This is a genomic window from Glaciecola petra (assembly GCF_031846345.1).
Taxonomy (GTDB): Bacteria; Pseudomonadota; Gammaproteobacteria; order Enterobacterales; family Alteromonadaceae; genus Glaciecola; species Glaciecola petra.
Genome location: NZ_JAVRHX010000002.1, coordinates 542396 through 565569, shown reverse-complemented (window position 1 = coordinate 565569; position 23174 = coordinate 542396). Strand labels below are relative to the sequence as shown.

General features: G+C 40.3%; 19 protein-coding genes and 2 pseudogenes. 15 read left to right on the top strand and 6 right to left on the bottom strand.

All coding sequences use genetic code 11. The features are described from left to right. Window positions 1-45 precede the first annotated feature (45 nt). From RM552_RS10310 to RM552_RS10295, 4 genes and pseudogenes are all read right to left on the bottom strand, one after another. A pseudogene (locus RM552_RS10310) lies at window positions 46-195 on the bottom strand (endonuclease III); the annotation flags it as partial. A 248-nt stretch (window positions 196-443) separates the two neighbouring features. Beyond that, entirely contained in the window at window positions 444-2093 is a 1650-nt protein-coding gene (groL, locus tag RM552_RS10305; protein ID WP_311368748.1) for a chaperonin GroEL, read from the bottom strand. A 97-nt stretch (window positions 2094-2190) separates the two neighbouring features. Then, a complete protein-coding gene (locus RM552_RS10300) occupies window positions 2191-2481 on the bottom strand; it encodes a co-chaperone GroES (protein WP_311368747.1) in 291 nt (96 codons plus the stop codon). A gap of 197 nt (window positions 2482-2678) precedes the next feature. Then, window positions 2679-3182: an FxsA family protein gene (locus RM552_RS10295; RefSeq protein ID WP_311368746.1), complete on the bottom strand. Its 504-nt coding sequence runs from the start codon at window positions 3180-3182 to the stop codon at window positions 2679-2681. Window positions 3183-3386: 204 nt separating this feature from the next. Between RM552_RS10295 and RM552_RS10290 the strand changes: the two genes are divergently transcribed. The 12 genes and pseudogenes from RM552_RS10290 to RM552_RS10240 all read left to right on the top strand — a co-directional run bounded on the left by RM552_RS10290 (window position 3387) and on the right by RM552_RS10240 (window position 17515). After that, window positions 3387-5540, top strand: coding sequence for a protein-disulfide reductase DsbD (locus RM552_RS10290; RefSeq protein ID WP_311368745.1), 2154 nt, complete (start codon window positions 3387-3389; stop codon window positions 5538-5540). A gap of 85 nt (window positions 5541-5625) precedes the next feature. Then, window positions 5626-6885: a methyl-accepting chemotaxis protein gene (locus RM552_RS10285; protein WP_432277205.1), complete on the top strand. Its 1260-nt coding sequence runs from the start codon at window positions 5626-5628 to the stop codon at window positions 6883-6885. A gap of 41 nt (window positions 6886-6926) precedes the next feature. After that, window positions 6927-7208: an STAS domain-containing protein gene (locus RM552_RS10280; RefSeq protein WP_311368743.1), complete on the top strand. Its 282-nt coding sequence runs from the start codon at window positions 6927-6929 to the stop codon at window positions 7206-7208. A 20-nt stretch (window positions 7209-7228) separates the two neighbouring features. Next, window positions 7229-8893 carry an ATP-binding SpoIIE family protein phosphatase gene (locus RM552_RS10275; protein WP_311368742.1) on the top strand — a complete coding sequence of 555 codons (1665 nt, stop codon included), beginning with the start codon at window positions 7229-7231 and terminating at the stop codon, window positions 8891-8893. A 3-nt stretch (window positions 8894-8896) separates the two neighbouring features. After that, window positions 8897-9262 (top strand): response regulator, encoded by a 366-nt coding sequence (locus tag RM552_RS10270; protein ID WP_311368741.1) that lies wholly within the window; start codon window positions 8897-8899, stop codon window positions 9260-9262. A gap of 61 nt (window positions 9263-9323) precedes the next feature. Next, window positions 9324-11342 carry a chemotaxis protein CheA gene (locus RM552_RS10265; protein ID WP_311368740.1) on the top strand — a complete coding sequence of 673 codons (2019 nt, stop codon included), beginning with the start codon at window positions 9324-9326 and terminating at the stop codon, window positions 11340-11342. A gap of 28 nt (window positions 11343-11370) precedes the next feature. Then, the gene (locus RM552_RS10260; protein WP_311368843.1) at window positions 11371-11859 is read left to right on the top strand and encodes a chemotaxis protein CheW; all 489 of its coding nucleotides are present in this window, start codon (window positions 11371-11373) and stop codon (window positions 11857-11859) included. Between the two features lies 1 nt (window position 11860). Next, window positions 11861-13015 (top strand): annotated as a pseudogene (locus RM552_RS17745) (nitrate- and nitrite sensing domain-containing protein); the annotation flags it as partial. Next, the gene (locus RM552_RS17740; RefSeq protein ID WP_432277210.1) at window positions 13001-14989 is read left to right on the top strand and encodes a methyl-accepting chemotaxis protein; all 1989 of its coding nucleotides are present in this window, start codon (window positions 13001-13003) and stop codon (window positions 14987-14989) included. The pseudogene RM552_RS17745 and the gene RM552_RS17740, both read left to right, overlap by 15 nt. A 5-nt stretch (window positions 14990-14994) precedes the next feature. Beyond that, a complete protein-coding gene (locus RM552_RS10250) occupies window positions 14995-15846 on the top strand; it encodes a CheR family methyltransferase (RefSeq protein WP_432277209.1) in 852 nt (283 codons plus the stop codon). Further along, window positions 15843-16448, top strand: a complete 606-nt coding sequence (gene cheD / locus RM552_RS10245; RefSeq protein WP_311368739.1) for a chemoreceptor glutamine deamidase CheD — start codon at window positions 15843-15845, stop codon at window positions 16446-16448. The genes RM552_RS10250 and cheD overlap by 4 nt, the downstream gene beginning before the upstream one ends. 17 nt (window positions 16449-16465) lie before the next feature. After that, on the top strand, window positions 16466-17515 hold the full coding sequence (locus tag RM552_RS10240; protein ID WP_311368738.1) for a protein-glutamate methylesterase/protein-glutamine glutaminase: 1050 nt from the start codon (window positions 16466-16468) through the stop codon (window positions 17513-17515). Between the two features lie 45 nt (window positions 17516-17560). On the opposite strand, the gene RM552_RS10235 is transcribed toward RM552_RS10240, so the two are convergent. Beyond that, window positions 17561-19252 (bottom strand): GGDEF domain-containing response regulator, encoded by a 1692-nt coding sequence (locus RM552_RS10235; RefSeq protein ID WP_311368737.1) that lies wholly within the window; start codon window positions 19250-19252, stop codon window positions 17561-17563. A gap of 349 nt (window positions 19253-19601) precedes the next feature. Here RM552_RS10235 and aroQ point away from each other — a divergent pair, with 349 nt between their 5' ends. Genes aroQ through accC form a run of 3 tightly spaced genes read left to right on the top strand, consistent with a single transcriptional unit; the run spans window position 19602 to window position 21889 of the window. Further along, window positions 19602-20036: a type II 3-dehydroquinate dehydratase gene (gene aroQ, locus RM552_RS10230; protein WP_311368736.1), complete on the top strand. Its 435-nt coding sequence runs from the start codon at window positions 19602-19604 to the stop codon at window positions 20034-20036. A 48-nt stretch (window positions 20037-20084) separates the two neighbouring features. Next, window positions 20085-20531, top strand: a complete 447-nt coding sequence (gene accB, locus RM552_RS10225; RefSeq protein WP_311368735.1) for an acetyl-CoA carboxylase biotin carboxyl carrier protein — start codon at window positions 20085-20087, stop codon at window positions 20529-20531. Between the two features lie 11 nt (window positions 20532-20542). Then, window positions 20543-21889 carry an acetyl-CoA carboxylase biotin carboxylase subunit gene (gene accC / locus RM552_RS10220; protein ID WP_311368734.1) on the top strand — a complete coding sequence of 449 codons (1347 nt, stop codon included), beginning with the start codon at window positions 20543-20545 and terminating at the stop codon, window positions 21887-21889. Between the two features lie 54 nt (window positions 21890-21943). Here the strand turns inward: accC and RM552_RS10215 are convergent, their stop codons facing one another. Next, a complete protein-coding gene (locus RM552_RS10215; protein ID WP_311368733.1) occupies window positions 21944-23011 on the bottom strand; it encodes an MBL fold metallo-hydrolase in 1068 nt (355 codons plus the stop codon). Between the last annotated feature and the right edge of the window lie 163 nt (window positions 23012-23174).

Genomic DNA, 23174 nt, shown 5'->3' with positions numbered 1-23174 from the left:
CTTTGACACCAGTATTTTCTATAAAGGTTTTTATTCTGTTTTGCTTTTAAACTCAGCAGGTACCGCTGTTAAAAGTTTCTTTTCTACTTCAACTACATTTTTCCCCCTGGCAAATTTGGTGCGGTTAGATATGCGATAAATGCAGATATCAATGGCTATTGTCGGGCAAATGAAAGCGGTATTAAGTGCTGTGTTTATTTTTTACTCGCAACATATGCTGTCAAACTAAATTATTTATGGTCATAACGAAATTGGCATAAATATCTGCTTTCGTATCATAGAATTCATTAAGCTTGGCAGTAAGGTAGGTTTTACTTCCCCACATTTAAAACATAAAAAAAGTATTATTAAATATTGATAAGCAGCCAATAAAAAAGCCTGAATATCACTATTCAGGCTTTCTGTTTAAATGGTTAGAGCGAGGCTAATAGATTTAAAATCTATTACATCATGCCGCCCATTCCACCCATGCCGCCCATATCAGGCATGGCAGGAGCACCGCCTGCGCCTTCTTCGGCTGGAGCATCAGCAATCATCGCTTCGGTAGTGATCATCAAACTTGCAATTGATGCCGCAAACTGAAGGGCTGAGCGTGTCACTTTAGTTGGGTCAAGAATACCCATTTCTATCATGTCACCGTAGCTGTCATTACCTGCGTTGTAACCAAAGTTGCCTTCGCCATTTTTAACTGCGTTTGTCACAACAGAAGCCTCTGCACCTGCATTAGACGCAATTTGACGCAATGGCGCTTCCATTGCTCTTAACGCTAATGTGATACCGTGAGTTTGGTCTTCGTTATCGCCTTTAAGTTCTGCTACTTTAGAAGCTGCTCGGACTAGTGCAACACCACCACCAGCTACAACACCTTCTTCAACTGCTGCGCGTGTTGCATGTAATGCATCTTCAACACGGGCTTTTTTCTCTTTCATTTCAACTTCAGTCGCTGCGCCAACTTTGATGACTGCAACACCACCAGCTAATTTAGCTAAGCGCTCTTGAAGCTTTTCTTTGTCGTAGTCAGAAGAGGACTCTTCAACTTGTGCACGAATTTGGTTGCAACGGCCTTCTATGGCATCTTGCTCGCCAGCTCCATCAACAACGGTCGTATTGTCTTTAGTAATCACAACACGCTTAGCCGTACCTAAGTCTTCAAGTTGAACTTTTTCTAGTTCAAGACCAATTTCTTCAGAAATAACCGTACCACCGGTTAAAGTAGCGATATCTTGTAGCATTGCTTTGCGACGGTCACCAAAACCAGGTGCTTTAACAGCAGCAACTTTAACAATGCCGCGCATGTTGTTTACTACAAGTGTTGCTAGAGCTTCACCTTCAACATCTTCTGCGATTATAAGCAAAGGCTTAGAAGATTTTGCTACCGCTTCTAGTGTAGGAAGCAACTCACGAATGTTTGATACTTTTTTGTCAACCAACAAAATAAATGGTGTTTCTAATTCAACAGTTCCATTTTCTTGGCTGTTGATAAAGTACGGAGACAAATAACCGCGGTCAAACTGCATACCCTCAACGACGTCAAGTTCATTTTGAAGAGCTTGACCTTCTTCAACAGTAATAACACCTTCTTTACCCACTTTTTCCATTGCTTCGGCAATGATTTCACCAACAACAGTGTCAGAATTAGCAGAGATAGTGCCTACTTGTGCAATAGACTTGCTGTCGGCACATTCAGTAGAAAGGGATTTTAATTCTTCAACAGCAGCGACAACCGCTTTGTCGATACCGCGCTTAAGATCCATTGGATTCATGCCAGCTGCAACCGATTTTAAACCTTCAGTCACAATTGCTTGTGCAAGTACGGTAGCAGTAGTGGTGCCGTCACCGGCTTCGTCGTTCGCTTTAGACGCCACTTCTTTTACCATTTGAGCGCCCATGTTTTCGAACTTATCTTCTAGTTCGATTTCTTTCGCTACAGATACACCGTCTTTAGTGATAGTAGGTGCGCCAAATGATTTTTCTAATACTACATTACGGCCTTTTGGCCCCAAAGTTACACGTACCGCATTTGCTAATACGTTAACACCTTTAAGCATTTTTGCGCGAGCGTCGTCGCCAAAATAAACTTCTTTAGCTGCCATTGTTATTTTCCTCTAATAATTGATTTTCAAACAAGTTTGCTGAGTAACTATTTGCTGAGTGACTATCAGCTAGCTCATATGGATTATTTTTTTGGGCTTATTCTACAACCGCAAGAATATCGCTCTCGCTAAGGATGAGCACTTCTTCACCGTCTAACTTTTCAGTTTTAACGCCATAACCTTCACTAAAAATTACGCTATCACCAACTTTAACGTCGAGTGCTTTCACGTCGCCATTTTCTAAAACGCGACCGTTACCCACAGCAATTATTTTGCCGCGAGTCGATTTTTCAGCAGCCGAACCAGTGAGCACAATACCACCGGCAGACTTACTTTCTACTTCTTCGCGTTTAATGATGACGCGGTCATGTAAAGGACGAATTGCCATTTTCAAATCTCCTGAAAATTCATGTAAACATTCTTATTAACATAAGGGTTTAAGTTAAGTTGTTATTGGCTTTAAAGCTTAAGTCAACAACACCTGCTATGCGCTTTGAATAATGTCTATCTCAAGGGGCACAAATCTAAGTTGGTAGATAGTTGGGGGCTAGGCAATCAATCTCAAGACCTAAAGCAAAAAAAAATTCAATTTAGGCGGTTTTTTTCGTCATTTGCCCTATCAGCGTCGGTTTTGTCTTCGTATTCACCATCAATAATGTCACCCTTACTTTGGTGGTGGTTTTGTTCAGTGCCTTGCTGATCTCTAAATTGCTGATGTGCTGCACCGCCCATCGTTTGGAAGTTAATTCTGCTCATTAAAAAGCGAGCGATCGGCTCTCGGCTAAATGGTAGCGTAAATAAAAACCCGAGGGCATCAGTAATAAACCCGGGCGTAATGAGCAGCACACCAGCAACCAGTAGCAACAAACCTTGAGCCATTTCAGAACTGGGTGCCTGCCCACTCGCCATTTTAGTCTGCATGGTATTAAGAAGAGAAAACCCCTGCTGACGCACAAAATAAGCACCAAAAAATGCAGTCACAATAACAATAAAAAACGTATTCCAGCCACCAATACTGGCCGACACATTAATTAGTAACATGATTTCGGCTATAGGCAGTATGACGAACAACAAAAATAATGGCAGCATACAATTTTCCTTCTCTTCATGGGCTTAAGTATAAGTTGGGACACCCATGAATTAATCAATCTAAAAATGCGGAATAATAGTATGTTAACCTATGCGCTTGTTTGTTGGCTAAAGACTTCCAGGTTTAAACCCAGCAAATGTGAAAGTTTTTATGTGGTTTCATGGTCTATTCGCCGACACTCTATTTTTTGCTAGGATTAATTCATGCATAACGCTTGGTCAAAAGTTACTTTTTTTCTCGGGTTTTTATCTTTATTTGTTGCGAGTAATATTGGTTTTGCTCAGCAGACCCCAGACTCATTATTTAACGATTCACCCAAGTATTTGAAAGTAGATGAGGCATTCGGCTTTGATTTTGAGCAACGTGGTGATCAACTTATCATTAAATGGGATATTGCCGACGGTTATTACCTATACAAAAAACAATTTAAAACTAGCACCAAAAATGCGACGCTTGGCGCAGCCACTTACCCCCAGCACGAGCAAATAGAAGACGAATTTTTTGGCCTTTCTGACGTGTTTTTTGTCGATATGGAAATGTCATATCCTATCATTAGGGCCAAACAAGACAGTTCAGTCAAAATTAGATTCCAAGGTTGTGCTAAAGCTGGCTTGTGCTATCCACCCACTACAAAAGTGGTATTTTTGTCGGAGTTTGATAGCGGTCTTCCCACTCCAGAAGAAGTGTTTTCAGCCAACATTGAGAAAATCCAAGACAACATTGTTGTGACAGTTGCGAGTGATATAGGTTTTCAGTTTAATCAAAACGCTTTTGTCATCGATGCCTTTTTCAGAGAGTTAGGTGCTCCGAATATAACCAATAATGGGCAACAAACCACCTTAAGTTACCCTATTTTAAGCACTGAAAACGATATTCTAGCTAATGGCGCTGATGACACAGTGGAATTTAGTTATCAGGGTTGTGCCGACAGCGGTTTGTGTTACCAAACGACTACGATTAAACAAAATTTATCAGCCTCCAATAGTGCTAGTAGTGCAAACCCTTCATTGGCAAACAATAGCCAAAGCGATACAAGTAGCGCGGTTTCTTCGCAGTTTACGCTGGCTGAAAAACTGCTGTCTGACCAAAGTGTTTTTATTAGCTTAGGTCTGTTGGCTTTGCTGGGCTTAGGTCTAGCATTTACCCCATGTGTGTATCCAATGTACCCAATTTTATCGAGCATTGTAATTGGCAAAGGCAAAAAAGATATTAAAGCATCACATGCATTTACGCTGTCTTTTGTTTATGTGCAAGGTATGGCTATTACTTATTCTATATTAGGCCTTATTGTTGCTTCAGCGGGCGTGCAGTTTCAAGCCGCATTACAACATCCTATTCTATTAGGGGTGTTTATTATTCTGTTTGTAGCATTGGCATTAGCTATGTTTGGTTTATACGAAATTCAAATGCCTGCTAAATGGCAAGAAAAACTTAATGGCTTAAGTGGCGAACAAAAACAAGGTAATTATTGGGGTGTCTTTATTATGGGTGTGGTCTCGGGCTTAGTCGCCTCGCCATGCACAACGGCGCCACTTACCGCAGTATTGATCGTGGTTGCACAAAGCGATAGTTTAATTTTCGGGTTTTCTGCACTTTATGCGCTCAGTATCGGTATGGGTATTCCATTGATACTATTTGGTGTTACCGGTGGCAAATTATTACCCAAAGCAGGCAGTTGGATGAATGTTATTAAAGTGACATTTGGATTCATGATGCTAACGGTAGCGATTTTATTTGTTGAACGCTTTATTATCGCAGACTGGACTGATTTACTCTGGGCTGCCTTAGGTTTAGGTCTATTTACATACTGGTACACCGTCAATCAAGCAACACAGACCACTTTCATGAAAGGTGTTAGGACACTTATTGCTGCATCGGGTTTAATGATTAGTATTTTGTTCACAATAGTAGCCTTACAAAAAATGAATTGGATACCTACTCTTTTGGGCACAACAAGCAACAATCTTGCTCATGAACAAGGTCATCCAGAGTTTATGGTCGTTCGTGATCTTACAGATTTTGAGCAAAAACTTGCTGATGCGAATGCCTCAGGTAAAACCGTTATGTTAGACCTCTACGCCACATGGTGTAAGGCTTGTGAAGAGTTTGAAAAATACACGTTTCCAGACCCTCAAGTGGTTGATGCATTATCAGAAGTAGTTTGGATGCAAATTGATTTAACTGAAAATACACCAAGCAACTTAGAGTTTCAGGAAAAATTTAATATTATCGGCTTGCCAACGATTATGTTTTTCAACTTAAATGGGCAAGAGCTCGAGCGTGCTAGAGTGACAGGTTTTATGAAAGCGGAACCTTTTGCCACGCATGCCAAAAACACCTTACCTAAATCCAATTAGTTACTAAACTTTTCCCATTTTCATACGATACCCTTACTAGGCATTAATCTTAACGTATTTTGCTCAGTGAGGACTATTGTGCGCAATGTATGATGCGCATAGGCAAATTGTGCATCTAATGTGCAAGGCTCAAACGTCCAATCTTGGGAATGCGTTGCGTCATCAAGAGAAAAGAATGAACAAGGTATCGCTTTATACATTGGTCGCTAGCAGTCTTACTATATTGCTGGCAGTAGGTCTTATGTTTTTCGGGTTTCATACTATCAGTCTTGGCATTGCCATTTTCGGTTTGTCAGGATGTATCTTGTATACCCATCTATTGCATCTCGGCACAAGCAATGACCAAACCGCAATTGCGGTTGATATCGTAAACGAAGCGCCCCTCATAAACAGTAAGGCCGAACAATTCGATCAACTACGATCTGAAGCACTACTTGCAATGAAAGAATGCGAAAATAACATGAGTGACATAAAAAGTACTCAAGATGATGCCGTTACTACCCTCAGTACTAGCTTTGATAGGTTACAATCATTAGTAACGCAACAAATGGAAACCATCCAATCACTTATCACATCCGATGATGACTCAGAGATCATGCATAGTGAAAAAATGCGTACCTTTGCTGGGAGTACCGGCGAAACACTAGACAAATTCATCAAATCAACAGTAGATATGTCAGCATCGAGCATGGCATTACTAGACCAGGTTACTGAGATTTACGATTCAGTGCCCGAGGTTCTCAAAGCTGTCAAAGACATTGACAGCATTTCAGACCAAACAAACTTATTAGCACTAAACGCTGCTATCGAAGCCGCCCGTGCAGGTGAACATGGCAGAGGCTTTGCGGTTGTTGCTGACGAAGTAAGGTCGCTCTCAAACCGGTCTTCACAATTCAGCGAAGCAATACAAAAACAACTTAAAGCAATGTCTGAACAAATAGAAGGGTTGACCAAAGATGTAGGTGAACTCGCTAGTTATGATGTGAGCTATGTTATTGATGCAAAAAAAGAAATTAACGAAGCTTTGCTTAGTATTATTGCTAAAGCTGAGCAAGACTCATCAATTACTGAAGGTTTACAAGCGGTGTCAGCACAACTTGATGAAGCCTTGCATAATTCGATCAGGGGTCTCCAGTTTGGCGACATTAATGGACAAAATTTAGCATTTACTATCGGTTCTCTTCAGTTCATTCAAGACCAAGTAAATCACATTCAATTAGACAACCTAAACGAAACAATGAATCGATTGCACTCCCATGTGGAAGAGCTCCAAGCTCGCAATCTCCAAGCTCACAACCCAGTATCAGCAAATAGCATGGATTCTGGCGATATCGACCTATTTTAAACCGAATACCTAGCAATGCGAACCGAAAGGAAGAACTAGCAATGAGTGAAAAAACAATACAAGTACCTGAGCGTTTTGATTTCAGTTATCACAAGCAATTTACTGACCAATATCAAGCCGTTCTTAACGACAGTGGCATTAAGGAAATCGCGCTCGATTTTAGTAAAGTCGGATACTTAGATAGTTCGGCGCTTGGCATGATGGTACTTTTTCAAAAGAAAGCGAAGCAAATGAATATCAAAGTGCGTATTCGAGGTGCTAGAGAAAGTGCTAAAGAAATCTTGCAAATTGCAAATTTCGACCGTTTATTTGAAATAGCCTAATACAAGGCCGAGCTGCCAATATGCGTATATTAGTTGTTGAAGACGATAATCTATTTGGTGAAATCATCGACACATTCTTAAGTTCCAATGAATGTGTCGTAGATCTTGCACAAACATTAGCCGTTGCAAAAAGTCAAATCAAAGATACCGAATACGATTTTATTCTGTTGGACAATAACCTACCGGATGGAAGCGGCATAACAGCGATAAAACATTTTAAACAACACGCCAAAATTGATACGCCAATCATGATGATAACTGCAGACGAAAATCAAAATGTGATGGTAGAAGCCTTCGAAAGTGGTATTGATGATTTTCTAGTAAAACCCCTCTCTTTAGACTTATTGTGGCAAAAGTTGTTACGCGTTCACAGCAACTTTCAAAAAGCAAAAAAATTGAGTGAACAAACCAAACGTCTAGAAGCAATGGTCAATCAGCAAAAGCGAGAAGAAGCATTGGCGAGATATATGTATGAACATTTATCTGCTAACTTGCAACAAGACAGCGACCACATAACCACTTATTTACAATCTTCAAGCGCCTTTAATGGCGATTTTTTCATTAGCGACACTGCCCCCAATGGCAACAAATTGATTTTTTTAGCAGATGCAACTGGGCATGGATTGTCGGCGGCCATTAGTATTATCCCATTAATCAATACGATGCGAGCTATGCTGCGCAAGAGTTTACCGCTTGCGCATATTATTCATGAAGCAAATAAAAAAATGTGTAGCGATTTACCCGACGACAAATTTGTCGCGGTAATTGGTTTAGAAATCAATCCCCATGACCAAAGCATCGATATTTTTAATGGTGGCATGCCCGATATCATTGCCCTAAATGAAGATAAAAGTTTAGTTCATTACCCAAGTACATCGATGTCATTAGGCATAATGGAGCCGGAAGATTTTGATCCGGGTATTAGCTCTATTTCGGCGAAAAATATCCGTAATTTGTTCTTTTTTAGTGATGGCTTAATTGAACAAGAAAATAACAATGGTGAAGCTTTTGGTATGTCTAGGTTACTTGATATTTTAAGCAACTGGGATTACCAAGAACATTTAGTGAGCAGAGTAGTTAATTATTTTACTGTGTTTAACGAATTATTGGAATTGCAAGACGACTTATCACTTTGCGATGTGCAAGTTGCAGACATACTCAGTAGCCGTGAAAAAAATCAAAATTCTAATGCTGTGAAGAAAACTGGCAGTATTATTGCATCGTTAACTTTGCAGGGCGAGGTGATTGCCGCTACCGATGTTATTGGTGTGTTCGATGCATTGATGCATTCGGCTGATATGGTAGGTGACTTAAGACAACGAGCTTTCACTGTATTTGCAGAACTTATTAGCAATGCGTTAGACCATGGCATATTGGATCTTGATTCTGATTTGAAAAATGATGTCGCCGGTTTTGCGGATTACATAGAGTTAAAAGAAAAACGCTTGGCAAATATGGAAGACACAGACAAATTGGAAATGACCTTGGAATATCAACCTGAAACAGAAGAAATTGCATTTTCAATTAAAGATTCTGGCAAAGGCTACGATGCAAAGTCATCTTCAAGTAAAAACGAATTAGCTCTTTCAGGGCGGGGTATGCCCTTGATTAACAAATTATGTAAACAAGTTGAAGTAATTGCTCCTGGCAACTTTACTTCCGTCACTATAAAGCGAGAAATGTAAGCGATGAATAAGCATATATTGGTTGTAGACGACTCACCTTCTATTCGACAAATGGTGCAAGTAACACTGAAATCAGCTCGGTATCAAGTAACAACTGCTGAAGACGGACAAGCTGCTTTGGACATGTGTAAACGTGCACAGTACGACTTTGTGCTGACTGACCAAAACATGCCACGCATGGATGGTCTGACACTAATTAAGTCTTTGCGCGGGATGGGCAGTTATAGAAACACGCCTATTGTTGTGCTAACGACAGAAGCAAGTGATGGCATGAAGTCAAAAGGCCGAGCAGCCGGGGCTACCGGTTGGATGGTAAAACCTTTTGACCCACAAAAATTATTGACTGTTGCTGCCAAAGTACTTCAATAAATTTGTGTTAACGAGTCTTGCAAAAATAAGCTGATACTTTGCCAAACTTAGGGGAAATATAATGTCGGTTGATATGAGTCAATTCTATGGCGTTTTCTTTGAAGAAAGCCAAGAGCATCTTGACGATATGGAACACCTATTGATGGATTTGTCTCTTGACGAGCCTGATATAGAAGAACTCAATAGCATCTTTAGGGCTGCCCATTCGATAAAAGGCGGTAGTGGTGTTTTTGGTTTTGACGCCCTAACTGGTTTGACGCATGTCATGGAGAATATACTTGACTTAGCTCGCCAAAACGAACTAGTCGTGACAAAAACAATCGTAGACCAATTACTTATTACGGTAGACACATTAAAAAATATTTTGGAGTGTTACCAGAATGAAGATGAAATTGATTGGGACGAAATAAACAAAGGTACTCAAGCTCTAGAAGCTTTATTAAAAGACGAAGGCGTCGAAGAAACACCAACTTCTGAAGACGAAGGTTTTGGCTTTTTCGAAGAAACAGTAACCAGCGAAAATTCAAGCTCTGAAACCAATACAGAAGATGGCTTTGGCTTTTTCGACGAGATTCAGACAGATGAAGAAACAACTGCCGAATCTTCAAATGAAGATGGCTTTGGTTTTTTTGAAGATTCTGAATCTCCCACAGCTGAAAAAATGGCGGCCAAAGAAAAAGACGAAGCAGAAGATGGCTTTGGCTTTTTTGAAACCATCGAAAACGAACCTGCCGCTCAAAATAAACCAAACAACTCAAATAAAAGCGGCAATAACGCGCCGGCAGTGGCAAAAGACTCAACAACAGGCCAGCCTAAAGTCACCAAACCTATAAAAACTAACGCGACAAAAAAACCAAGTGCTGCTAAGAAATCTAAAGCTGATACAAAAGAATCTGGTTCGATAAGAGTGGACACACTAAAAATTGATTCTTTAGTCAACCTTGTGGGTGAGCTCGTTATTACACAATCTATGATTAAGATTGTAGGCCGAGACGTACATGGCGAGGTGGAAGAAAAGTTAGACGGCGCCATCAGTGAATTATCTAGAAACATCAGAGAAATACAAGAAGCTGTTATGTCTATGCGTATGCTGCCTATGTCATTTGCCTTCAATCGTTTTCCTCGCGTCATACGGGATCTAGCAGACAAACTCGATAAAGAAGTCGAGCTCATTATTGAGGGTGGTAATACAGAAATAGATAAGGGCCTCATCGAAAAATTAGTCGACCCACTTACCCATTTAATCCGCAACAGCATTGACCATGGCATAGAGATGCCCGACGCGCGTGAAGCAAAAGGTAAAATGAGAAAAGGCACGGTAATTTTAGCTGCTGAGCAACGAGGCGGTAATATTATTATTTCAATTACCGATGATGGTGCTGGCCTCAATCGTGACAAAATTTTGGAAAAAGCCATGGCAAATGGCCTAGATGTCAGTGAAGACATGCCTGACGAAAAAGTTTGGCCATTAATATTTGAAGCCGGATTTTCAACCGCTGAAGCTGTTACGGATGTATCAGGACGCGGCGTTGGAATGGATGTGGTGAGACGTAATATTGAATCCATTGGTGGATTAGTAGAAATTGAAAGTCATGAAGGCACTGGTAGCGTGTTTAAAATTCGTTTGCCGTTGACTTTAGCGATTGTCGATGGAATGTGTGTTTCTGTTGCCGAGCAAACTTTCGTTATTCCTTTAACCAATATTGTTGAGTCGATGCAACCCGCCGCTGAACAAATTAAGACACTTAAAAATGACCATTTACTTTGGGTCAGAGATGAATATTGGCCGTTAATTGCCCTACATGATTTCATGTCGCTCGACAACGCTATAAGCGAACCGACAGAAGCAATAGTAGTGCTGGTAGAAACCAGTCGAAAACGATTTGGTATTCTAGTAGATGGCTTAGAAGGACAACAACAAGTGGTCATAAAAAGCTTAGAACAACATTACAAAAAAGTCCCTGGCGTTGCAGGCGCAACCATTATGGGCGATGGCAGTGTTGCTATGATTTTGGACGTAGAGTCAATTGCCACAGAAATCAATACAGTTACCCCTCAGGAGGTGTCCATTGCAAGCTAGTCAAACCACTCCCAAACAAACACAAAATATTGAGCATCATTTAAGCAATGAAGCTCATCAGGAATTTCTAACCTTTGTTTTAGGTGAAGAAAACTACGCTCTAGACATCATGACGGTAAAAGAAATTAGGGGCTATGAAGAAGTCACTAAAATTGCCAATGCGCCTGATTACATTAAAGGAGTCATCAACTTAAGGGGTGATATCGTGCCTATTGTTGACCTTCGCCTCAAATTTAATGTAGGAGAAGCCACTTATAACGAATTCACCATTGTCATCATGTTGATGGTTGGCGAGCGTATTGTCGGCATAGTGGTAGACGAAGTTAGCGACGTTATTAAAGTAGGTGAGTCTGAAGTGAAATCCCCACCAGAATTTGGCGTCGCCTTCGACAGTGCTTATTTGCATGGACTCACCTCAATTAATGAGCAAATGATAATTTTAGTCAACATACAAAAGCTAATTTCGAGTGATGAATTAGGGTTGTTAGATTCAAGCTTAAAAGTGGAGCAAGAATAAAATGAAAGTGTTAAGTATTTTTGATAATTTTAAATTGTCTTTGAAAATGTCAGTGATAGGTTTGTTAGCGCTTTTAGGCTTAGCCTTACCTACCTACTATTACACTAGCCTTTCAGTTGAATCACAAGCGTCTACAGTTATTGAGCAAAATGGTGTACAGCCAGCCTCACATGTTGTGATGTTAAACAAAGTGATAGCTGAACATCGCGGCTTGTCAGCCAGTTATTTAAACGGGGATTCATCTAAGCTTTCGTCAATCAATCAAAAAGCGATTGATGTTGAACAGCAAATTAAGAAAGTCGAAGCCTCTTTAAAACAAAGCGAAGCTAGCAGAAATTTGCTTGAGCGTTTAGATAATATCAGACAAACTTGGAATAATATTAAAAGTGGTGTTGCCAGCAACAGAGTGAGTCCAAGTGAGTCATTTAGTATCCATTCTGGCATAATTACATCTGGTGATATGCTCATCTCGGAAATTTCTAAGTTTTACCTATTGAGTTATGACCCAGCCGCAGCTTCTTATCATGCAATTATCGCTAATTTTCAGAATCTGCCACGACTTTCAGATTCACTTGGCCGTGTAAGAGGTGCCGGCGCAGGCGCGTTATCTGCAGCCCAAATTAGCCCCGTGCAAAAGGCCGCTATCAATGGCTATTTGAATAACATTGAGTCACCTTTGCTTGACCTGCTCTATAACATGGAATCTGCGGCGGAGTCAGACGAACGTTTTAGCAAGCTTGCTCAAGAAACCAAAAGTTTAAAATCAAATCTAGATCAACTATCGCAACTTACTCAGCGTGAAATATTGCAGAAAAGTGCTGGAACTTATAGTTCTACTAATTTCTTTAATGATTATAGTGCTGCTATTAATTCGCTATATACCATTCATAACGGTAGTATCGGAATACTAGAAACGCTTTTAGAAGAGCGTATTTCAACCATTTCTAGCAGCAGAACCACTACCCTTATCATAATCACTGCGATGCTATTTATCAGTTCAATTATTGGTTTTACAATTGTGCGTTCGTTAAATAAATCAGCAAACAAATTGATTGGTAATTTTAGTGAGATTGCCAAAGGAAATTATGAAATCCCCTTTAATACCAGCCGTAAAGATGAGATGGGGATATTAGAAAAGAGACTGTCTGAACTCACCGAACAGTTAAAAGCAGCCGCTGTTACTGCGCTCGAATCGCAAAAAATCAAACAGGCCTTAGACAACAGTTCTACCTGTTTCATGATGTCTGATGAAAATCGTAAAATTGTTTATATGAATGATGCAGTTTATACCTTACTTAAAAAAGCCGAAAGCGACATTCGTAAAAACTTACCACAATTTAACGTGGAAACGCTTATTGGTACCAGCATCGATGGCTTCCATAAAAACCCTGCACACCAACATTCAGTGCTCGACAAGTTAACTAACGTGCATGAGGCTCGGTTAGACTTGGGAACATATAGCTTTAAGCTAATGATTAACCCAATCAAGGATAACGAAGGTAAAAATATCGGTAACTCTGTTGAGTGGCACGACATGACTGAAGTATACGAGGAAGAGAGACGTGTTGCTCGCATTCTAGAGTCCTTAGATAGTGCGTCAGTCAATGTCATGATTGCTAATGCCGACCGTGAAATAATTTATCTAAATCGCTCTGTAAAAGTCATGTTAAAAGAATGCGAAGCGGATTTAAAGAAAGTGCTTCCACACTTTGATGCCGACAACATAATCGGAAAAAATATAGATTTGTTCCATAAAGATCCTAGTCACCAAAAAGCCATGCTTGAACGCATGACCAGTAAGCATGTGGTTCAGATTACCATAGGGCCTCGTCATTTCAGATTAACTGCCAGCCCAATACTGGGTGCGGACGGTTCTCGCATCGGTACGGTAGTAGAGTGGTTAGAGCGCACTGACGAAATTAATGCCGAAAGTGAAATAGCAGAAATTGTTGAAGCGAGTTTGGCGGGTGATTTTACCAAACGTATCGACGAAGACGGTAAAAAAGACTTTTTATTAACCTTAGCGCAAGGCCTAAATCAGTTAATGAAGACTACTGAGTCAGGACTCAATGAAGTGAGTAATGTATTGCTTGGTTTAAGCGAAGGTGATTTAACAAAACGTGTTACAAGTGATTATCAAGGTACTTTCCAAGACTTGAAAGACTATTGCAACACAACATCGTCCAATTTAGCAGGAATGATCAGTAAAATTCGAGAAGCCAGTGAGACCATTAATAACGCTTCTACTGAAATTGCCAAAGGTAACTCTGACTTGTCGGTGCGAACCGAACAACAAGCTTCGAGTTTACAAGAAACTGCCTCTAGTATGGAAGAAATAACCAGCACTGTTAGATTGAATGCAGAAAATGCCAACCAAGCTAATGGTTTAGCTTCGCAAGCTGCGGAAGTTGCAGGAAGTGGTGGAGAATTAATTGGCCAAGTGGTCGATACTATGTCGTCAATTAATGAATCTTCTCAAAAAATCGCAGATATTATTGGCGTTATTGACGGGATTGCTTTCCAAACCAACATACTTGCACTAAACGCTGCAGTTGAAGCCGCGCGAGCAGGAGAGCAAGGTAGAGGTTTTGCAGTGGTAGCGTCTGAAGTACGTACACTTGCGCAGCGCTCTGCCAATGCTGCCAAAGACATTAAAGACCTTATTTCAGATTCGGTTTCTAAAGTCGAAAGTGGGAATACTTTAGTGAATAAATCGGGTGACACAATGCAAGAAATTGTAGTGTCTATCCAGCGCGTTAACGACATTATGAGTGAAATTGCTGCCGCCTCTGCTGAGCAAGCCAGCGGTATCGATGAAGTCAGTAAAGCTGTAACCCAAATGGATGAGATGACCCAGCAAAATGCTGCCTTAGTAGAGGAATCAGCAGCTGCTGCTGAAAGCATGAGCACTCAAGCTGGCGATTTAACCAAAAGAGTAGGCACATTCAAATTAAACGAGGGTGACACCACTACTGAACTGACACCATCTCAAGGTGATGTTTTGAGTCAACAATTCGAAGAACTGCCATCTGCGTCGGTTTCACCAGTAATAGCAAAACCAAGCAAGTCGAGCTCGAGCCGTAAATTGTTACCTGTAGCATCTGAAGAAGATGAGTGGGAAAGCTTTTAAGCATGTTGGCCGAGAGTGAGTCAAAAAATAAAGAGTTCCCCTATACGCCGGCCAATTTTGAGGCCGTGCGTAAGCGCCTTAAAGCACTTACGGGTATTAATTTAGCCGATAGTAAAGACTCAATGGTATATAGCCGTATAAGCCGGCGAGTTCGACAACTAAAGCTAGGGGGCTTTGAGGCTTATTTGAAATTTGTTGATGCCAATACAAGCGAGCATCAAGAGTTTATAAATGCGCTCACAACAAACCTTACTTCGTTTTTTCGAGAAAAACATCATTTTGATGAGCTACGCGACATACTTTCGCAGAATAGATTTACTGGTCAAGGGCGCAGCGTCAGTATATGGTGCGCCGCATCCTCTACTGGTGAAGAACCTTACTCCATCGCTATGACCGCGGTTGAAGCGTTTAAATCCTTTGATATACCGGTGAAAATTATTGCCTCAGATATCGATTCGAACGTTTTGGACAAAGCAAAAGCAGGTGTATTTAAAATAGAACAACTCGATGCTTTTGATAAAAGCTTCAAAAAACGTTTTTTTTATCGTGGCAAAGGTGCGCAAGCAGGTTTGGTAAAAGTTGTACCTGAACTTCAACGGTTAATTTCTTTTCAGCGTCTTAACTTAATGGATGCTAGCTGGGACTTACCCAAGAATATTGATATCGTGTTTTGCCGCAATGTAATGATTTATTTCGATAAAAGTACACAACTTAATATTCTAGAAAAAATAACAAAACATATGCATGATAAAAGTTTATATTTTGCTGGCCACTCAGAAAATTTCTCGCATGCTAAAAATATTATTAAGCCGCTAGGAAAAACGATTTATCAATTAAATGGAGGTAGGCAATTTTGAGTGAATTTTTCAGTGATGACCTAGCTCCTAATCGATACTTCGACAAAAATTTTAATATTGATGCCGTTAAAATATTGCCCGGCGAGTATTTTGCCACTCAAGATTCTACGCTCATTGTGACTGTGTTAGGTTCATGTGTTTCTGTTTGCCTACGCGACCCAATAACACGCGTTGCAGGTATGAATCACTTTTTATTGCCCGCGAATAAAGATGACGTTAATTTTAATTCAGAGTCAGCTCGTTATGGCAGTTATGCCATGGAAGTTCTTATTAACCACTTGATGAAATTAGGCGCTGGAAAACAACGGCTTGAAGCAAAAGTATTTGGTGGCGCCAATGTATTACAGCAGCTCAGAACCAACAGTGTAGGTGAGCAAAATGTTTCCTTTATTCGAGACTTTTTAGCCACAGAGAACATAAAAGTTCAAGCCGAAGACTTGCTTGGAGAATACCCTCGAAAAGTGTATTTTTTTCCACTGACGGGTGAAGTAAAAGTCCGCAAACTTAAATCGCTACACAATACTACGATACTTGAAAGAGAAAGCGAGTATCGCAAAAAAGTCAATACCGCTCCAGCTTCTGGCGATGTTGATTTATTCTAAATGATAGAGGTTTTGTAATGACAATAAGAGTTCTTGTTGTAGATGACTCCGCACTTATTAGAAGCTTGCTAAGTGAAATAATTCGCCAAACACCCGACTTTGAATTGGTCGGAGCTGCGCCAGATGCTTTTGTCGCAAAAGAAATGGTAGTGCAACATAAGCCCGACGTAATTACCTTAGACATAGAGATGCCTAAAGTAGACGGCTTGACTTTTTTAGACAAACTAATGAAAGCACAACCCACTCCGGTGGTAATGATTTCAACCTTAACCGAACGCGGTGCTGAAGCCACCTTACGCTCCTTAGAGCTAGGTGCCATTGATTTTATCGCCAAACCTAAGCTTGATGTGGTTAATGGCATTGGTCAATATCAACAAGAAATTGTTGAAAAGATTCGAGCTGCAGCTAACACTACACCAAAAGCCAGTCCTCCTGCGTCAACAAGTGCTAAAGCGATTCCATTGCAATACTCTGGAACCGAAACGATTGTCGGTATTGGTGCTTCAACTGGCGGGACTGAGGCAATTAAACAAGTATTGATTAACTTATCACCAGCATTTCCTGCTACGGTGATTACTCAGCATATGCCCCCTAATTTCACCAAGTCTTTTGCTAACCGACTCAATTCCTTGTGTAAAATAAATGTACAAGAAGCTAAAGATAATGAACGTTTGCTGGCAGGTAACGCTTATATTGCGCCTGGCGATAAGCACCTAGAAGTTTTTAAACACGGGGCAGATTACAGAATAAAGCTGTCTGACGGCCCTTTGGTATCTGGTCATAGACCTTCTGTTGATACAATGTTTGCAAGTTTAGCAAGTGTAGTAGGCAAAAATGCTATTTCTTGTATCTTAACTGGCATGGGTAAAGACGGCGCAAATGGCATGTTGCAGATGTATCAAGCAGGCGCAATTACCATGGCCCAAGATAAACAGTCTTGCGTTGTATTTGGTATGCCAAGAGTTGCTATTGAGTTGGGGGCCACAAAAAATATTATTGCGCTAAACGATATGGGTAAAGCACTATCAAAAGCTGTCGAACAACTTGGTGGCGGTACTCGGCTATAATGCAGAGTGTAAGAGCTTTAAAGGATTGTTAATCGCGGGTTAGCTTTACTTAAGGCGATATTTTATAACTTTGTTGCGTCCTTGTTCTTTCGCTTTATATAAGGCTTTATCTGCACTGCCAATCGCTTCTTGAATATTATCAAATGCCAGTAAGTCGACCACGCCGGCAGAAAAACTCACCGAAAATTGCTCTTTAGTGCCCTCGCTATTAAACTTCATACGATTAAATGTATCTTTGATATATTGGACTTTCCTTGCCGCATGGTCTAGTTCGCAATCGACAAACACAATCACAAATTCTTCTCCGCCGTAGCGACCAACATGGTCTGTTTCACGCACGGAAGCCGACAAAAGCTGGCCTAATACGCACAATACTTTATCACCCATAAGATGACCGTAGTGGTCATTGACTAACTTAAATCGATCTACATCAATTACGGCAATAGCTGTGGATGTTTTGCGACGATTGGATAGGCGTATGGTTTGATTCGCTGTTTCAACTATTTGGCCATGATTTAACACACCCGTTAGCTGATCAGTAGCAACAAACGCTTTGAGTTCTGAAGCCCGCATTAAACGATGATTAATTTGACGTGTAATTTGCTGAATCGGCAAAGATTTTGTAATTATGTCGTCTGCACCTGCCTCTAGGGCCAACAAATGCTCTTCTTTATTTTCTTCTGCAGTGATAAAAATAATAGGCACAAATTCAAATTTTTGTTCTTGTCGCAACATTTTTGCTATTTCTACGCCATTTACATCAGGCATATTCATATCTAACAAAAATATATCAGGGCTTAAGTCTTCTAATGAATTAAATAGCAACGCCGCAGACTTAAAAAATTTCACGTTACAGCCGGCTTGTTCTAACATAGTTTTATAAAACTCGCCCATAGTCTGTTGATCATCAACAATAACTACATTAAATTTTGCGCGTTTTTGCCATTCTAAAACACGGCTTATTTTTTCTACTAGCACATAAGTATTAATCGGTTTTACAATATAGTCTGATACTTCTGCCCTTACAGCGAGTAACCTTGTTTCAAGGGTAAAAGTAGCAGAGCAGCTAATCACCTTGATATCTTTTTTTACTAACTCATTTGCAAATTCAAATACTTGCTCTTGAGTCACATTGGGCATCATAATATCGAGCAACACTAGATCTACGGCAATATCCTTCATTACCTCTTTAAATGCTTCTATCGATTCAAAGAACTGGGCATTCAAAGAAAAATCTTCTAGTGTCATTGTTAGCGCTTTGCCGATAGAGACCTGGTCATCAATAACAACAATATTGGTCTTTTGTCTCGACAAATTGCGACTGGATATAAGTTCAGCGTCGTCAACTAAAACCTCTGGTTCGACTTGTTCGTCCAAAGTGCCGCTGGCTTTGTCATTTGTATACTTAAGCGCATTAGCCGACTTTATAAACGGGGAAACATTGTCAGAACTACTTCTTAGTAATTGGTTAAGTAACCATTCAATTTCTTTAGCGGCGTTTTTGTCATTTCGATTTGTTTGCTTAATGCTGTTACACACTGTCAATACTTTCGACAGTAGTGAATTTAATGCTGAAAAATCATGTGCTTTACTAAAGGTATACAATGCATCGCAAGACGCAATGAAGTTATCTAGTGAGGCTAGTTCATCCCGACGGCATACCGCCCAAGCTCGCGTTAAGCGGCTTAGCAGTTGGCTATATTTTGAAGATAAATCATCAGTGTTTGGTATTGCCACGTTAAACAAATACTTTTTTGTTATCCAACATAAATATGTTATCGGTCATCAACTGAAAATTGATAGATAAATATTGAGTTTTTAAGACAATAATATTAAAGGCATCATTTGTAACGCTTGCATTCGAGAAGATAAGATCTTAATTCAAAAATATTGTTCATAATTTACGCAAAATAGTCGACAACTTCGCTGATAAGACCAGTAAAAAGCTGAAAATCACTCACAATCTGTGTTATTTTACAAAATATTGATTTCGGACGTCGATTTTTTTCAGACAGCAGTGTAATTTTTCCGTTTTTTAACGATGTCTGCAGAATTTGCTTAAATAAGTCCAATAACGAGTATTTTAATGCATATTTTACTATTAAATGGCCCCAACCTTAATTTACTAGGTACTCGCCAACCCGATTTATACGGACAAATTCGTTTAGAGGATATCGAAAACTCGTTAAAAGACTTAGCGCAACAAAAAAATGTGGCAGTTTCTTGTTGCCAATCAAATGCTGAACACGAAATTATCGAGCGTATACATAAGTCTAAAGGCGTTATAGACGGCATCATTATTAACCCAGCGGCATATACTCACACGAGTGTTGCGATAAGAGATGCATTGGCTGGGGTCGCCATTCCTTTTGTTGAGGTACACATTTCTAATGTGCACCAACGTGAAAATTTTCGACATCATTCTTATTTTTCTGACATCGCCATAGGCACAATTGTTGGATTAGGTGCAAAGGGCTACGATTACGCTTTCGACGCTTTGGTCACCACTTTACAGAAATAAATTACGACACAACAGTAACCATATAATAACGATTAATAAGGCTAAAACATGGACATTAGAAAGATTAAAAAGCTTATCGAATTAGTTGAAGAGTCTGGCATTGCCGAACTTGAGATTACAGAGGGCGAGGAGTCTGTTCGTATACATAGAGGTGGCTCTACCCAACCCGCTCCTATTTATGCGCCACAACCTGTAGCACCAATGCCAGCAGCTGCACCCGCAGTAGAAACAGCGCCGGCTGCTGAGCCTGCAAAGGCCACCGGACATGTTGTTAAATCACCAATGGTAGGTACTTTTTACCGTTCATCTTCACCAGAAGCTAAACCTTTTGCTGAAGTAGGCCAAAAAGTGAGTAAGGGTGATACCCTTTGCATTATTGAAGCCATGAAAATGATGAACCAAATTGAGTCTGATACCGACGGCATCATAAAAGATATCCTTGTTGCTAACCAAGAAGCTGTTGAGTTTGAACAAGCTCTTTTCATCATTGAATAAAGGGCAACATTATGTTGGATAAAGTCTTAATTGCTAATCGTGGCGAAATTGCGCTACGTATATTGCGTGCCTGCAAAGAACTGGGCATCAAAACGGTGGCTGCGCACTCTACGGCTGATCGTAATCTAAAACACGTATTACTTGCTGACGAATCAATCTGTATTGGTAATGCTCCAGCAATGGAAAGTTACTTAAATATCCCGCGCCTTATTGCGGCTGCAGAAGTTACTAACGCAATTGCAATACACCCTGGCTATGGTTTTTTATCAGAAAGCGCTGATTTTGCGGAAGCCGTCGAAAAAAGCGGTTTTGTATTTATTGGCCCAACGGCCGACACAATTAATTTAATGGGCGATAAAGTTTCTGCAATCAGTGCGATGCGAAAAGCCGGTGTGCCTTGCGTACCTGGATCTGATGGCCCACTTGGTGATGATCTCGAAAAGAACAAAGCAATAGCGAAACGCATTGGCTATCCAATGATAGTTAAAGCGGCTGGCGGTGGTGGTGGTCGCGGAATGCGCGTTGTTAGAAGCGAAGCTGAACTCGATGAGTCGGTGCGCGCCACGAAACAAGAAGCCGGTGCTGCATTTAATAACGACATTGTGTACATGGAAAAGTACCTCGAAAATCCACGGCATATAGAAATACAGGTACTTTCTGATGGTCAAGGTAACGCTATTCATTTAGGTGAACGTGACTGTTCAATGCAGCGCCGTCACCAAAAAGTGGTAGAAGAAGCACCCGCACCAGGAATTTCTGAGTCAATGCGCGAAAAAATAGGTGATCGTTGCCGCAGAGCGTGCATTGAAATTGGCTATCGCGGCGCAGGTACTTTTGAGTTTTTATACGAAAACGGCGAATTTTACTTCATTGAAATGAATACTCGTATTCAAGTTGAACACCCTGTCACTGAGATGGTTACTGGTGTTGACCTCATTAAAGAACAATTGCGAATTGCCGCAGGACAACCATTATCGATAGAACAATCACAAATTAAAGTTCGGGGTCATGCAATAGAATGCCGTATCAATGCTGAAGATCCAGAAAGCTTCATTCCTAGTCCCGGAAAAATAAAGATGTTCCATGCACCAGGTGGACTTGGCGTAAGATGGGAGTCGCACATTTATTCGGGTTACACCGTTCCGCCTTACTATGATTCGATGATTGGTAAACTAATTACCTTCGGTGAAAGCCGTGACGAAGCAATCGCCAGAATGCGTCATTCTTTAGACGAATTAGTAATAGACGGTATTAAGACCAATGTGCCTCTACAACAACGTATTATGCTAGACGAAAACTTCTTTAATGGTGGCACAAACATTCACTATTTAGAGAAAAAGCTAGATCGCGAAAAGTAAATACACACTAAGATGTCCTTGCTAAGGTAAGGACATTCTAACTTTTCGGCAGTGTTATTGCGAAGCTGAAATACTTACCTCATCACCCATGTTCATTAACACTAAATGTGTTTTATTGATTCTTCCTTGTTGTTCTGATTTTTGTAGCCAGTTCGCAAGCAATTCGATTTCTAAACTGAAATCACCAAAAATAGCGCGAGCAGGATAAAGGGTTTCACTTGAACTACGGGTGAAATCATCCCAATGCACAGGGACAATATATTTTGCACGTGCAGGCGCAACTGTGTGTGCAAAATAGTCATTTACATAATCTTCTTTGATATTAGCGACACCCAAAAATAGCCAATCAATCCGCTTATCTTGTAACTCGGAAAGTAATACATCGGGCAAAAAGCCAGCACTAGCATGTACTAGCACATTGCCTTTGTCGTGTTCAATCAAAATAGAATAACTTTGCCCTTCAGCATAAGCCCTTATGCCCAATGGTGGCGTAATCAAGCTATGAATAGGTTGACCAATACCAAGGAGCTCTGCTGCAGCGCCTTCAGTGGGAGAGTGTTTAGACTTTATAAATGTGAGTGTATAGTTACCAAAAACTTGCGTCATCGAGGTTTCTGTTGAATCACGAAAATCAACCACAAACTGTTCTTTTACCACCTCTCCTTTACAACTAATATTCATCGTTGACGGTGAACCTGCTAAAATGGCGCCTTGACTATTGGCGATACAAGTAGAATCCATAGCGTGGTCATGATGAGAATGAACAACTGCAACTGTCTGTAAATCAGAAATACCTGCATCACTTAATATTGCGTCAATATCTGAAGTAGGCAAAGGTTCAAAGTCTCTAAAGAGAATTGTTGACAAACTAGGGCGTGAAAAAAAGCCATCAATTAAGATAGATTGAGCACCATCATTAAATAAAATCGTGCTAGTCCCAAAATATTTGGCCCTTAACGAGCTTGTATTTTGTCCATCGTTTGGAGGCAATGGATGTTTTTCGGTAAAAAGAGCTTTGCTTTCTGAATCAAAATTACGTTCCGACACCAAAATATAAATACCAATCGATAATACAAAAATCATGAAAACTACCATCACTGAAAACCATTTAAGCAGTTTCATAAAACTTTCTACCTTGTTGAGTTGAAGCAAACACCGTTAGTGACCTCATAATACCTTTTCTACTTACGAGTAAATATGCAAGTGCATGAATTATTGAAATAAATTTCATATTTGGCATTCAATGCGACTATTAGTAAACAATTAAGCATGTTTATCGTATAAG

Excerpts from the sequence above, each read along its gene's own strand:
- groL (WP_311368748.1), bottom strand. The coding sequence starts at position 2,093 with ATGGCAGCTAAAGAAGTTTATTTTGGCGACGACGCTCGCGCAAAAATG.
- RM552_RS10300 (WP_311368747.1), bottom strand. The coding sequence starts at position 2,481 with ATGGCAATTCGTCCTTTACATGACCGCGTCATCATTAAACGCGAAGAA.
- RM552_RS10295 (WP_311368746.1), bottom strand. The coding sequence starts at position 3,182 with ATGCTGCCATTATTTTTGTTGTTCGTCATACTGCCTATAGCCGAAATC.
- RM552_RS10290 (WP_311368745.1), top strand. The coding sequence starts at position 3,387 with ATGCATAACGCTTGGTCAAAAGTTACTTTTTTTCTCGGGTTTTTATCT.
- RM552_RS10285 (WP_432277205.1), top strand. The coding sequence starts at position 5,626 with ATGTATGATGCGCATAGGCAAATTGTGCATCTAATGTGCAAGGCTCAA.
- RM552_RS10280 (WP_311368743.1), top strand. The coding sequence starts at position 6,927 with ATGAGTGAAAAAACAATACAAGTACCTGAGCGTTTTGATTTCAGTTAT.
- RM552_RS10275 (WP_311368742.1), top strand. The coding sequence starts at position 7,229 with ATGCGTATATTAGTTGTTGAAGACGATAATCTATTTGGTGAAATCATC.
- RM552_RS10270 (WP_311368741.1), top strand. The coding sequence starts at position 8,897 with ATGAATAAGCATATATTGGTTGTAGACGACTCACCTTCTATTCGACAA.
- RM552_RS10265 (WP_311368740.1), top strand. The coding sequence starts at position 9,324 with ATGTCGGTTGATATGAGTCAATTCTATGGCGTTTTCTTTGAAGAAAGC.
- RM552_RS10240 (WP_311368738.1), top strand. The coding sequence starts at position 16,466 with ATGACAATAAGAGTTCTTGTTGTAGATGACTCCGCACTTATTAGAAGC.
- aroQ (WP_311368736.1), top strand. The coding sequence starts at position 19,602 with ATGCATATTTTACTATTAAATGGCCCCAACCTTAATTTACTAGGTACT.
- accB (WP_311368735.1), top strand. The coding sequence starts at position 20,085 with ATGGACATTAGAAAGATTAAAAAGCTTATCGAATTAGTTGAAGAGTCT.
- accC (WP_311368734.1), top strand. The coding sequence starts at position 20,543 with ATGTTGGATAAAGTCTTAATTGCTAATCGTGGCGAAATTGCGCTACGT.
- RM552_RS10215 (WP_311368733.1), bottom strand. The coding sequence starts at position 23,011 with ATGAAACTGCTTAAATGGTTTTCAGTGATGGTAGTTTTCATGATTTTT.